At 74.4% G+C, this 12,388-nt stretch carries 12 protein-coding genes; 8 read left to right on the top strand and 4 right to left on the bottom strand.

The window, feature by feature from the left end:
* Nucleotides 1-3 precede the first annotated feature (3 nt).
* A complete protein-coding gene (gene murJ, locus A5481_RS18865) occupies nucleotides 4-1,527 on the top strand; it encodes a murein biosynthesis integral membrane protein MurJ (protein WP_048436976.1) in 1,524 nt (507 codons plus the stop codon).
* Between the two features lie 48 nt (nucleotides 1,528-1,575).
* On the opposite strand, the gene glcF is transcribed toward murJ, so the two are convergent.
* Nucleotides 1,576-2,919, bottom strand: a complete 1,344-nt coding sequence (gene glcF / locus A5481_RS18860) for a glycolate oxidase subunit GlcF (RefSeq protein ID WP_048436975.1) — start codon at nucleotides 2,917-2,919, stop codon at nucleotides 1,576-1,578.
* A gap of 133 nt (nucleotides 2,920-3,052) precedes the next feature.
* On the bottom strand, nucleotides 3,053-4,021 hold the full coding sequence (gene mbfA / locus A5481_RS18855; protein WP_048436974.1) for an iron exporter MbfA: 969 nt from the start codon (nucleotides 4,019-4,021) through the stop codon (nucleotides 3,053-3,055).
* 233 nt (nucleotides 4,022-4,254) lie between these two features.
* Between mbfA and A5481_RS18850 the strand changes: the two genes are divergently transcribed.
* From A5481_RS18850 to lpxK, 4 genes are all read left to right on the top strand, one after another.
* Nucleotides 4,255-4,500: a hypothetical protein gene (locus tag A5481_RS18850; RefSeq protein ID WP_064504178.1), complete on the top strand. Its 246-nt coding sequence runs from the start codon at nucleotides 4,255-4,257 to the stop codon at nucleotides 4,498-4,500.
* Between the two features lie 275 nt (nucleotides 4,501-4,775).
* Nucleotides 4,776-5,507: a lysophospholipid acyltransferase family protein gene (locus A5481_RS18845; RefSeq protein WP_064504177.1), complete on the top strand. Its 732-nt coding sequence runs from the start codon at nucleotides 4,776-4,778 to the stop codon at nucleotides 5,505-5,507.
* Nucleotides 5,504-6,808, top strand: coding sequence for a 3-deoxy-D-manno-octulosonic acid transferase (locus A5481_RS18840; RefSeq protein WP_064504175.1), 1,305 nt, complete (start codon nucleotides 5,504-5,506; stop codon nucleotides 6,806-6,808). The genes A5481_RS18845 and A5481_RS18840 overlap by 4 nt, the downstream gene beginning before the upstream one ends.
* Nucleotides 6,805-7,779: a tetraacyldisaccharide 4'-kinase gene (gene lpxK / locus A5481_RS18835; RefSeq protein WP_064504173.1), complete on the top strand. Its 975-nt coding sequence runs from the start codon at nucleotides 6,805-6,807 to the stop codon at nucleotides 7,777-7,779. Before A5481_RS18840 ends, lpxK begins: the two co-directional genes overlap by 4 nt.
* Here the strand turns inward: lpxK and A5481_RS18830 are convergent.
* Nucleotides 7,765-7,986, bottom strand: coding sequence for a DUF2093 domain-containing protein (locus A5481_RS18830; protein WP_064504171.1), 222 nt, complete (start codon nucleotides 7,984-7,986; stop codon nucleotides 7,765-7,767). The genes lpxK and A5481_RS18830 overlap by 15 nt on opposite strands.
* A gap of 132 nt (nucleotides 7,987-8,118) precedes the next feature.
* On the opposite strand from A5481_RS18830, the gene A5481_RS18825 reads away from it, so the two are divergent.
* From A5481_RS18825 to deoA, 3 genes are read left to right on the top strand one after another with little or no spacing between them, the layout of a single operon-like run.
* Nucleotides 8,119-8,529 carry a cytidine deaminase gene (locus tag A5481_RS18825; RefSeq protein ID WP_064504170.1) on the top strand — a complete coding sequence of 137 codons (411 nt, stop codon included), beginning with the start codon at nucleotides 8,119-8,121 and terminating at the stop codon, nucleotides 8,527-8,529.
* Nucleotides 8,526-9,365, top strand: a complete 840-nt coding sequence (locus tag A5481_RS18820) for a purine-nucleoside phosphorylase (protein WP_064504168.1) — start codon at nucleotides 8,526-8,528, stop codon at nucleotides 9,363-9,365. Before A5481_RS18825 ends, A5481_RS18820 begins: the two co-directional genes overlap by 4 nt.
* 22 nt (nucleotides 9,366-9,387) lie before the next feature.
* Nucleotides 9,388-10,701, top strand: coding sequence for a thymidine phosphorylase (gene deoA / locus A5481_RS18815; RefSeq protein WP_064504166.1), 1,314 nt, complete (start codon nucleotides 9,388-9,390; stop codon nucleotides 10,699-10,701).
* A 151-nt stretch (nucleotides 10,702-10,852) separates the two neighbouring features.
* Here deoA and ppx read toward each other — a convergent pair whose 3' ends face one another.
* On the bottom strand, nucleotides 10,853-12,388 hold the full coding sequence (ppx, locus tag A5481_RS18810) for an exopolyphosphatase (protein WP_048434729.1): 1,536 nt from the start codon (nucleotides 12,386-12,388) through the stop codon (nucleotides 10,853-10,855).

The following is a 12,388-nucleotide window of genomic DNA, read 5'->3' as shown; positions in this document are numbered from 1 at the left end:
GTCATGATTCGCAGCATCCTCTCGGTCGGCGGCTGGACGCTGGTCTCCCGCGCCACCGGCTTCCTGCGCGACGTGGTCATGGCCGCCGTGATGGGCGCCGGGCCGGTCGCCGACGCCTTCGTGGTGGCCTTCCGGCTGCCGAACCACTTCCGCGCCATCTTCGGCGAGGGCGCCTTCAACGTCGCCTTCGTGCCGACCTACGCGGCCCTCGACGCGCAGGACGGTGCCGCGCGCGCCTTCGCCGACCGGGTCTTCACCCTGATGCTGCTGGTGCAGGTCGGGCTTCTGGCCCTCGCCCTGCCGCTGATGCCGGCGGTGGTGCGGGCGCTCGCCCCCGGCTTCGCCGACGAGCCGGACAAGTTCGCGCTCGCCGTGGCGCTGACCCGCATCACCTTCCCGTACCTGCTGTTCATCACCCAGGTGACGCTGCTGTCGGGCATCCTCAACGCCCGCCGGCGCTTCGCGGCCGCCGCCGCCGCCCCGGTGCTGCTCAACCTGTCGCTGCTGTCAGCCCTCGCCCTCGCCTTCCTGTTCCCGAATGCGGGCTACGCCGCCGCCTGGGGCGTCGCGGTCTCGGGCGTGCTGCAGTTCCTGCTGGTCTGGGCCGATGCCCGCCGGGCCGGCCTCGCCCCGTCGCTGGTGCGCCCGACCCTGAGGGACGCCGGCATGCGCCGGTTCTTCCGGATGCTGGGACCGGCGGTGATCGGCTCGGCGGGCGTGCAGATCGCGATGTTCGCCGACACGATCATCGCCTCGTTCCTGCCGACCGGCGCGGTCTCGGCGCTCTACTACGCCGACCGGCTCTACCAGCTGCCCTTCGGGGTCATCGGCATCGCCGCCGGCACGGTGCTGCTGCCGGAGATGAGCCGGCGCATCGCCGCGGGCGATCCGGACGCCGCCCACGCGGCCCAGAACCGCGCCACCGGCTTCTCGCTCGCCCTCTCGGCGCCGTTCGCGGTGGCGTTCCTGCTGGTGCCGGACCTGATCATGACGGCCCTGTTCCAGCGCGGCGCCTTCGACGCCGAGGCGGCGTCCCGCTCCGGCGCGGTGCTGGCGGCCTACGGCCTGGCGCTCCCGGCGGCGGTGGTGATCCGCAGCATCGTGGCGAGCTTCTACGCCCGCCACGACACCCGCACGCCGGTGATCGCCTCGCTGACCGCGGTCGCGGTCAATGTCGGGCTCAAGATCCTGCTCACCAGCCCCCTCGGGGTGATGGGCCTGGCGCTCGCCACCGCCGCCGGGGTCTGGGTGAACGTCCTGATCCTGTTCTGCCTCGCCTACGGCCGCGCCTGGACCGCGCCGAGCCGCACGCTGATCGTCACCGCCTGCGGGGTGCTCGCCGCCTGCTGCGTGCTCGCCGCCTGCACGCTCGGCGGCCTGCCGCTGATCGACCGCCTGGTGCCGGCCGTGCCGCGCTTCCGCGAGCTCGCGGTGCTCTCGGTCCTCGGCACCGCCGGGCTCGTCGCCTATGCGGCGACGCTGCTTGCAGCCCTTCGGCTGTTCGGGGTGCGGCTGCGGCGGGTGTGAGACCGCGGCGCGTCGAGCGGACGCGCCTCCCCCGGCCCGCCGTGTCCCCTATTCCGCCGCCGCCAGGGCCGGGCGCCGGTCCGCCACCCCGTCGAGGGCCGCCGGGCGGGGTCCGCCGGTGGCCCAGTCGAGGAGCTCCACGGTGTGGACGATCGGGATCTCGGTGCCCTTCCCGATCTGGGTGGCGCAGCCGATATTGCCGGTGGCGATCACGTCGGGCTGCACGCGCTCGATATTGGCGACCTTGCGGGCGCGCAGGTGCGCGGCGAGCTCCGGCTGCAGGATGTTGTAGGTGCCGGCCGAGCCGCAGCAGATATGGCCCTCGGGCACGTCCTTCACGGTGAAGCCGGCGCGCGACAGCAGCGCCTTCGGCTCGGTGCGCAGGCCCTGGCCGTGCTGCATCGAGCAGGCGGAGTGGTAGGCGACGACGAGGTCGGTCTCGACCACCGGCTCCGACAGGCCGAGGCCCGTGACGTACTCGGTGACGTCGCGGGCGATGGCGGAGACCCGGGCGGCCTTGTCCGCGTAGGCCGGGTCGTCGCGGAACATGAAGCCGTAATCCTTGATCGTGGTGCCGCAGCCCGAGGCCGTGACCACGATGGCGTCCAGCCCCTCCCCGTCCATCTCGGCGATCCAGGCATCGATGGTGCGCTTCGCCAGCGCGTGCGAGGAATCCTCGTGGCCCATGTGGTGGGTGAGCGCGCCGCAGCAGCCCTCGCCCCTGGCCTGCACCACCTCGACGCCGTGGCGGGTGAGGAGCCGGATCGCCGCCTCGTTGAAGTCCGGCCGCAGCACGCTCTGGGCGCAGCCGCGCAGGAGCGCCACCCGGCCGCGGCGCGGGCCGGCGGGCGGGAAGCGGCCGGGCCGGTCCTGGGCCGAGCGGGTCGGCAGCGCCCCGGGCGCGAGATCGAGCATCGCGGCGAGCCGGTTGCCGACCTTCGGCATCTTCGCGGCGATCCCCCGGAACGGCCGGCCGAGGGTGGCGCCGAGCAGCGCCAGCCGGAAGCGGTTCGGGTAGGGCAGCACCCAGGCCAGCACCGCGCGCAAGGCGCGGTCCTCCGCCGGGCGGGCATAGGTCTTCTCGATATGGGCGCGGGCGTGGTCGACGAGGTGCATGTAGTGCACCCCCGACGGGCAGGTCGTCATGCAGGACAGGCAGGACAGGCAGCGGTCGACGTGCTTGACCACCTCGGGGCTCGCGGGCTTGCCCCCCTCCAGCATGTCCTTGATCAGGTAGATGCGCCCGCGCGGCGAATCGAGCTCGTCGCCCAGCAGCAGGTAGGTCGGGCAGGTGGCGGTGCAGAAGCCGCAATGGACGCAGGTGCGCAGGATCTTCTCCGAGGCCGCCATGGCCGGGTCGGCGAGCTGCGCGGGGGTGAAGCTGGTCTGCACGGCGATTCCTCGGGACGATCTTTTGGGGGGCGTTTCTGCGGGCCTCCGCGCACCGTTTCTAGACCATTTTCAAGGTGGCGGGAGCGGCTTTCGGCGCCGCCCCCCGCGCACGGTGCCGCACGGATGCCCCCTTTCAGGCGCTGCCGATGGCGACGCCGGCGAGCAGCACCAGCACGCCGCCGAGCACCACCTGCAGGGCGGCGCGCCAGAACGGCGTCTCCATGTAGCGGGTGCGGATCCCCGAGATGACGAGGAGCTCCACCGCCACCACGAGGGCGGCGAGCAGGGTCGCGATCGCGAAGGCGTTCGACCAGGAATCCGGCACCAGGTAGGGCAGCGTGTGGCCCAGGCCCCCGACCGCCGTCATCGCGCCGCAGACGAGGCCGCGCAGCCACGGCGAGCCGCGCCCGGTGATGCTGCCGTCATCCGACAGCGCCTCGGTGAAGCCCATGCTGATGCCCGCGCCGATCGAGGCCGCGAGGCCGACCAGGAAGGTCTGCCAGTTGTTGTGGGTCGCGAAGGCGGCGGCGAAGAGCGGCGCCAGGGTCGAGACCGAGCCGTCGATCAGCCCGGCGAGGCCCGGCTGGACGTAGCGCAGCACGAACAGGCGATGGGCCGCCCGCGCCTCCTCGGCCGCGGCGTCGCCGCTCTCCTGCTCGCTCGCCAGGGCCTCGGCCCGGCGGCCATGGCCGCGCTCGATCTCGGCGAGGCGGGTGAAGAGCTGGCGCACCCCGAGGTCGCGGGTGAGATCCGCCGCCCGCTCGTAGAAGCCGGCGGACTGCGCCTCCATCGCCTCGGTCTCCCGCCGCATCCGGCCGGCATCCAGGCCCTGCCACCAGAACGCCCGGCGGCGGGGAAAGCCCTTCACGTCCTCGCGCCGCAGCGGCGGCAGGTGCTCGCCGAAGCGCTCGCGATAGGCGGCGTAGAGGTCGTCCCGGTGCCCGCTCTCCTCCTCGGCCATCGCCTCGAACACCCCGGCGGAGCCCGGCAGGTCGGCGCGCAAGCTCTCGGCGAAGCTGCGGTAGATGCGGGAATCCTCCTCCTCGCTGGCGATGGCGAGCGCCAGGACCTCGCGCTCGGTGAGATCGGTCAGGGCCTTCACGGGCATGCTCCTGTTTGGAATGGCTCCAATCTATAGATTGGAGCCATTCCAAACAAGTCCGTCGTGACGCACGAGAGGGGTCACCCATCCCGCCGCGGCGACGACGGGCGACGATGCGAGCCACGATCCCTCGCCGACGATCCCTTGCCGACGATCCTTGACCGCATTCGTGCTGGTCCGCACAGTGTGGACGTGACCTTGGGTACACCCGGCCCGCTTGAGGGACATCCGCGATGGCCGACGCCTCTCTCGATATCGCCGAGCAAGTGGCACGGGTTCTGCGCTCGAACGCCGAGACCCAGAAATTCGTCGAAGAGCAACGCAAGCTCTCAGCCGAAATGAACAAATTGATGGCAGAAGCAGCCAAGCTCAATCGCGACCGCATGCTTGCGCCGTGGCAGATCGTAGCCGCCAGCGTCGCGGCGACATCGGCGCTGATTGGCGGCACGGCGGCGGTCGCCAGGTTCTTCTTCCCGTAAAATCCGACGGGCTTCGTGGGAAGCCGGGTCGGACCCTGAACCGCCGTTTCCATGACGAAGCGATCGCCAGGAATGCCCGCCGTCCGGCCCGCGCTCCGAGACGCCGCGCGCGTGCGCCGCCGCACCCGCCATCGGGCGCCGATCCCCCGCCGGCGGTTGCCTCGCCGCCCCGAACGGAGCATGACGGCGCCCGGTTTCGCAGGGTCCCGCCCGGCCCGGCCCCCGCCGGATCCGCGGCGTTCCCCTGAAGCGCACCCCCTCCGCGAAGTGTCCCGATGAGCGCCGTCACCCGCATCGCCCGCAGCCGGGCCGCCCAGGAGAGCCTCGGTTTCCTCGGCGCGAGCTACCTGAACCTGGTGCGGGGCACGAACCGCTTCAGCCTCGATCCGCCGGGGGCCTACGACTGGCTGTCGCCGCTCAGGCCGTTCATCATCGCGATGTGGCACGGCCAGCACCTGATGGTGCCGTTCGTGCGCCGGCCGCAGGACCGGGCCGCCACCATGGTGTCGCGCTCGGTCGACGGCGGGGTGAACACCGCGATCCTCGAGCGGATGGGCGTGCGGGTGATCCGCGGCTCCGGCGCCCGGCGCGCGAGCGACATCTGGGCCAAGGGCGGGGTCCAGGCCCTGCGCGGCTGCCTCAAGGCGCTCGAGGACGGCGAGACGGTGGCGTTCAGCGCCGACGTGCCGAAGGTGTCGCGGCGCTGCGGCGAGGGCATCGTGATGCTGGCGCGGATGTCCGGCCGCCCGGTCGTGCCGACCGCCGTGGTGACGAGCCGCTACCTGCAATTCGACAGCTGGGACCGGGCGAGCCTCGGCCTGCCCTTCGGCCGCGGGGTGATGGCCTTCGGCGAGCCGATCACGATCCCGCGCGACCTCGACGCGGCCGGGATCGAGGCGGCGCGCCTGCGCATCGAGGGCGACCTCAACGCGGTCCATGCCCGCGCCTTCGCGCAGGTCGGGCGGATCGACCCGGTCCATACCCGTAGACGGAGCGCCGCCCGATGAGGCGCGCGGGCGTCCCGGCGCTGCTGCGCGCCTACCATTACGGGCTGATCGCCGGCGAGCCGGCTTTGGCCGGCCTGCTGGCCTGGCGGCGCCGGCGCGGCAAGGAGGACCCGGTCCGCCTGCCCGAGCGCACCGGGCGGCCGGGCAAGCCGCGCCCGGCCGGGCCGCTGGTCTGGGCCCACGGCGCCAGCATCGGCGAGGCCCTGTCGCTCATCGGCCTCGTCGAGCGGCTGACCCGGCGCGGCTTCACCGTGCTCGTCACCTCCGGCACCCGCACCTCGGCCGAGCTGCTCGCCCGGCGGCTGCCGCGGGGCGCCCTGCACCAGTTCGCGCCCCTCGACGCGCCGCGCTACCTCGCCCGCTTCCTCGACCATTGGCGGCCGGACCTGGCCCTGGTCGCCGAATCGGAATTGTGGCCCAACACCATCCTGGCCCTGCACGCGCGCGGGGTGCCGCTGATCCTGGTCAACGGGCGGATGTCCGAGCGCTCGGCCCGCGGCTGGGCCCGCACCCCGGCGGTGGCCCGCGCTCTGCTGTCGCGCATCGCGCTCTGCCTCGCCCAGAGCCGGGAGGAGGCGGAGCGCTTCGCCCGCCTCGGCGCGCCGCGGGTCGAGACCGGCGGCAACCTGAAATTCGATGCCGGCCCGCCCCCGGCCGATCCCGAGCTGCTGCGCCAGCTCGCGGGCGTGATCGGGGGACGCCCGGCCTGGCTCGCCGCCTCGACCCATCCGGGCGAGGAGGCCGCCGCCACCGCCGCCCACAAGGCGCTGGCGCGGCGTCATCCCGGCCTGCTCACGATCGTGGTGCCGCGCCATCCCGAGCGCGGCCCGGCCATCGCCGCCGACGCCGCCGCGGCGGGCCTCCGGGTCGGGCGCCGCGCGGCGGGCGGGCAACCGCACGACAAGGTCGACCTGTACGTCGCCGACACGGTCGGCGAGCTCGGCCTGTTCTACCGGCTGTGCCCGCTCGTCTTCGTCGGCGGGTCGCTCGCCCGCCACGGCGGCCAGAACCCGATCGAGCCGGCCCGCCTCGGCGGCGCGATCCTGTACGGGCCGCACGTGCGCAACTTCGCGCAGGTCTACGGCGCGCTCCAGGCCGCCGGCGGCGCCCGCACGGTGCGGGACGGGCAGGAGCTGACGGCCGCCCTCGACGCGCTCCTCGCCGATGCGGCGAGCCGCCAGGCGATGGCCCGGTCCGCCGCGCAGGCCATCACGGAGTCCGGCGGCGCGACCGACCGGGCGATGGCGGCCCTCGAGCCCTTCATCTGCCAGCTGATGATCGCCGGACGGTTCGCCTCGTGAGGCGGGCACCGGGCTTCTGGTGGCACGAGGCGCCGACGCCCGCGGCCCGGTTGCTCGCCCCTCTCGGCGCGGTCTACGGGGCGCTCGCCGCCCGCCGGATGGCGAAGGCGGGCGCCCGGGCGCCCTGCCCGGTGGTCTGCATCGGCAACTTCACCCTCGGCGGGGCCGGCAAGACCCCGACCGCGCTCGCGGTCGCCGCCCTGCTGCGCGACCTCGGCCGGCAGCCGGCCTTCCTCAGCCGCGGCTACGGCGGGCGCCTGGCCGGCCCGGTGCGGGTCGATCCGGCGCGCCACGGCGCGGGCGATGTCGGCGACGAGCCGCTGCTGCTCGCCCGCTCCGGGGCGGCGATCGTCGCCCGCGACCGGGCGGCCGGGGCGCTCGCCTGCGTCGAGGCCGGCGCCGACGTCGTGGTGATGGATGACGGGCTGCAGAATCCGGGCCTCGCCAAGGACCTCGCCCTCGCGGTGATCGACGGCGCGGTCGGGCTCGGCAACGGGCGGGTGTTTCCGGCCGGCCCGCTGCGGGCGCCGGAAGCGGCGCAATGGCCGCACGTCCACGCCGTCCTGGCGATCGGCGACGGCGCGCCGGGGGACCGGGTGCTGGCGGCGGCGCGGGCCCGCGGGGTGCCGGCCCTGCGCGGGCGGCTCGTCCCCGATCCGGCGGCGGCGGACGCCCTGCGGGGGCGCCCGGTGCTCGCCTTCGCGGGAATCGGGCGGCCGGACAAGTTCTTCGCGACCCTGCGCGATCTCGGGGCCGACCCGCGCGAGACCCGCGCCTTCCCGGACCATCACGCCTTCACGGCGGCGGAAGCCGGGCACCTGGCGGCGGAGGCGGCGCGGCGCGGCCTCCTCCTGGTGACGACCGAGAAGGACCGGGTGCGGCTCCCCGCCGCCATGCCGGTCGCGACCCTGCCGGTGGTCCTGGAGCTCGACGAGCCGGAGAGGCTGGCGGCGCTGCTACGCGGTCTTTGACGCCGCGCGAAGGCGCGTCATGACGGCGTCGGGATCGGCATAGGCCTCCTGGCGCTCGACGCTCCAGTAGCGCAGGGCGTCGAGGGGAATCTCGACCCCGGTCACGGCGCAGCGCACGAAGCGGCCGGGCCGCACCACCCGCAGGTTGCTGTCGCCGTACTCGACGACGGCCTCGCCGGACCCGCCGCGGTCCAACCGTCCCAGCATCGCCACTGTCCTTCTCGGTGGAAAGAATGCGGGTTTAGGGCGCCGGCGGCGGCTTGTCGACGGGCTCGACGCCGCGCCGCCGGCCGGCCATGATCCGGGTCCCTTTTCGCAACGACCGAGGCTGGAGCGACCATGGCGGCGGCGACGGACCCGACCGACACCCTGTTCTCCGCCGCCCGGGCGGTCCAGGCGCGGGCGCACGCGCCCTATTCCCGCTTCCGCGTCGGCGCGGCTTTGCGCGACGAGACCGGGGTGGTGCATGCCGGCTGCAACGTCGAGAACGCCGCCTACCCGGTCGGCACCTGCGCCGAGGCCGGGGCGATCGCCGCGATGGCGGCGGCCGGCGGCCGGCGCATCGCGGCGATCCTGGTGCTCGGCGACGGCGAGGCCCTGGTCACGCCCTGCGGCGCCTGCCGCCAGCGCATCCGCGAATTCGCGGGTCCCGACACCCCGATCCACGTCGCCGGTCCGGAGGGGGTGCGGCGAACCTTCACCCTCGACGACCTGCTGCCGGCCTCGTTCGGCCCGGACAACCTCGCGTGAGCCCGCCCGACGATCCCCGGGTCGCGCAGGCCGCCGCGGCCTTGCGGGCGCGCGGCTTCGAGGGCCCTTACGCGCTCGCCCTCGTCACCGGCACCGGCCTCGGCCCCCTGGCGGACCGGATCGAGGACCCGGTCGCCGTGCCCTATGGCGAGATCCCGCATTTCCCGGCCTCGGGCGTCTCGGGCCATGCCGGGCGGCTGGTGGCGGGGCGCTGGGGCGGCCGGCGCGTGCTGCTGTTCCAGGGCCGCGCCCACCCCTACGAGCACGGCGATGCCGCGGTGATGCGGGTCCCGGTCGGCGTGGTGGCGGCCCTCGGCGCGCCTCCGCTCCTCCTCACCAACGCCGCCGGCTCGCTCCTGCCCGAGGCCGGCCCGGGCCGCCTCGCGCTGATCACCGACCACATCAACCTGTCGGGCCTGAACCCGCTCTACGGCGAGCCGTCGGACGCGCGCTTCGTGCCGATGGCCGGGGCCTACGATCCGGCCCTGCGGGCAGCGCTGAAGCAGGCGGCGACGGCGAGCGGCGTGCCGCTGCACGAAGGCGTCTATGCCTGGTTCTCGGGCCCGAGCTTCGAGACCCCGGCCGAGATCCGCATGGCGACGGTGCTGGGCGCCGACCTCGTCGGGATGTCGACGGTGCCGGAGGTGATCCTCGCCCGGTTCTTCGGGCTCAGGGTCGCGGCCCTGTCGCTGGTGACCAACTACGCCGCCGGGTTCGCATCGGGCACCGGCGCCGGGATCGGCGCCCCGCATCACGCCGAGACCAAGCGGGTGGCGGCGCAGGCCGCCGACGACGTCGGACGACTCGTCGCCGCGCTGCTGGCCGGCGACCTCTGACTTCTCTTCCCGGGACGACGCCATGACGCTGCTGCCGCAGGAACTGATCCGCCTCAAGCGCGACGGCCGCGCTTTGCCGCCCGAGGCGATCGAGGCCTTCATCGCCGGCCTGACCGAGGGCCGGGTCACCGAGGGCCAGGCGGCGGCCTTCGCGATGGCGGTGTTCTTCCGCGGCCTGTCGCTGACCGAGCGCGTCGCGCTGACCCGGGCGATGCAGCGCTCGGGCACGGTGCTGACCTGGGACCTGCCCGGCCCGGTCCTCGACAAGCACTCGACCGGCGGCGTCGGCGACACGGTGAGCTTAGCCCTGGCCGCGATGGTGGCGGCCTGCGGCGGCTACGTGCCGATGATCTCCGGCCGCGGCCTCGGCCATACCGGCGGCACCCTCGACAAGCTCGACAGCATCCCGGGCTACACCACGGCGCCGGACGTCGCCCTGTTCCGGCGCGTCACCCGCGAGGTCGGCTGCGCGGTGATCGGCCAGACCCCGGACCTCGCGCCCGCCGATAGGCGGCTCTACGCCATCCGGGACGTCACCGGGACGGTGGAATCCCTCGATCTCATCACCGCCTCGATCCTGTCGAAGAAGCTCGCCGCCGGGCTGCAGGGCCTCGTGATGGACGTGAAGGCGGGCTCGGGCGCCTTCATGGCCTCCACCGAGGAGGCGCGGGGCCTCGCCGAGAGCCTGGTCACGGTGGCGAACGGCGCCGGCCTGCCGACCCGGGCGCTCCTCACCGACATGGACCAGCCGCTGGCCTCGGCCGCCGGCAACGCCGTCGAGGTGGCCTACGCCCTCGACTACCTCGCCGGGCGCCGGCGCGAGCCGCGCTTCCACGCCGTCACCCTGGCACTCGGCGCCGAGATGCTGGTGCTCGGGGGCTTGAGCCCGGAGACGAGCGAGGCCGAAGCCCGCCTGGAGGCAGCCCTGGTGTCGGGCCGCGCCGCCGAGGTCTTCTCCCGCATGGTGACCGCCCTCGGCGGCCCCGCCGGCCTGATCGACGCGCCCGAGCGCCACCTTCCCCGCGCGCCGGTGGTGCGCCCAGTCCCCGCGCCCCGGGCGGGCCGGGTCGGGGCCATCGCGACGCGCGACGTCGGCGTCGCGGTGATCGGGCTGGGCGGCGGGCGCACCCGGCCGCAGGACGCGATCGACCACGCGGTCGGGTTCACGGATCTGGCGGAGCTGGGAGCGGAGGTCGGGCCGGACCGGCCGCTCGCGGTGGTGCATGCCCGCAGCGAGGCGGAGGCCGCGCGGGCGGAGGCCGAGGTGGTGGCAGCCTACCGGATCGGCGCGGAGGCCGTGACTGCGCGGGCGGAGATCCTGGAGCGGATCGGATAGGCCCCGCGCCTTCGCACAAGCCCGGCGCCCGTTCCGGCTTGGTCGGCGTCGTCGAACGAATTCGTTCGATGACGCCGCGGTACGACTGCTTCGCGACGGCGAAAGGCGACGTCGCCCGAGCGCACCGCGATCGCGCGATCCGACCTCCGGATTACCCCTCGATCTCGATCCGCGCCTCGACGCCGAGCAGCCGCCCGAGCCCGCGCAGGCGGTTCGACAGCCGGTCGCTCGCCAGATCCCGCAGGTCCGGCGGCAGGGTGAGGACGATCGCGCCGTCGCGCATGGCGAGCGGCGTGCGCGGCAGGATGCCCTCCATCGCCACCGAGACCGGGAAGGCGACGCGCAGGACCGCGCCGAGCAGCCGCGCCTGCTCGAACAGGCGCGGGCCGGCGAGCTGGCGCAGCAGCGGGCTCGCCTTGTCGGGGGCGACGCCCTCGTGGCGGAAGAACACCGCGACGGCGAGGTAGGCCCGGCCCGGATGGTCGATGCCGACGAAGGAGGCGTGGGCGATGACGTTGAGGCTCTGCTCGCCGCGGTAATCCGGATGGGTGCGCCAGCCGACATCGGCGAGGAGGCAGGCGGCGTGGCGGAGCCGCCGCTCGTCGGCGGTCTCGGGCGTCGACAGGCTCGCCATGAAGGCGTCGGTCCAGGCCTGCAGCTCGGGGCCGTGGCCGGGGCTGCGGCAGCGCAGGCGGTTGAGCTCGCTCGCCGCCAGCAGCAGCGGGTCGCGGGCGCGGGCGGCGGCGTCGAGCTTCTCGAACAGCAGGCCCTCGCGCACGCCGGTGGCCGAGATCGCGATCTCGCGCGGCTTGCCCGAGCGGATCACCTCTTCCAGCACCACCGCCCCGTAGGCGAGAAGCGGCCGGCGGGCCTCCGACACGCTCTCGACGGCGGCGAGCGTCGCGGCGTCGGACTGCTCGACGACCTGCAGGAAGGAGAGCTCGTCGTTCGGCTCGATCGAGTAGCCGTGCATCACGTGCAGGCGGTAGTCCCGCGCCGCCTGATGCAGGCGCGCCAGCGCCCGCCAAGTGCCGCCGACGGCGTAGAAGGTCCGGCCCTTCAGGGTGTCGAGCTGCGGTCCCGCCTTCTTCAGGGCCTCGGCGGCGATCTTGCGGGCCTTCTTCAGCGAGCCGCCGCTGAGGTCCTGGAGCGCGAGGCCGCCGAGGGGCATGGTCACGCCGCTGCCGACCGCCGAGCCGCGCACGTCGACGAGCTCGAGGCTGCCGCCGCCGAGATCGCCCACCACGCCGTCCGGGGCGTGGAAGCCCGAGATGACGCCATAGGCCGACAGCTCCGCCTCGCGGCGGCCGGAGAGCAGCTCGATCGGGTGGCCGCAGGCGGCCTGCGCCGCCTCCAGGAAGGCCGGGCCGTTCTCCGCGTCGCGGGCGGCCGCGGTGGCGAGCACGAAGACCTGGCCGACATGCATGGTCTCGCACAGGACCCGGAACCGGGCCAGCGCCTGGAGGGCGCGGCGCACCGCCTCCTCGTTGAGGCGGCCGGTGGAGAGCACGTTGCGGCCGAGGCCGCACAGGACCTTCTCGTTGTAGAGCGGCGTCGGCGCCCGGCTGACGCCCGAATAGGCGACCAGCCGGACGGAGTTCGAGCCGATATCGATGATCGCGACGGGGGCGCCGGGCTCGATCTGCGCGAGCGCGGCTTCGTTCAGGGCGGTACGATCCAGGCCCAT

The organism is Methylobacterium platani, from assembly GCF_001653715.1.
In the GTDB taxonomy this organism is placed as follows: Bacteria; Pseudomonadota; Alphaproteobacteria; order Rhizobiales; family Beijerinckiaceae; genus Methylobacterium; species Methylobacterium platani.
Note: the sequence above shows the minus strand (reverse complement) of the source record. Positions and strands in the feature narration are given on the sequence as shown.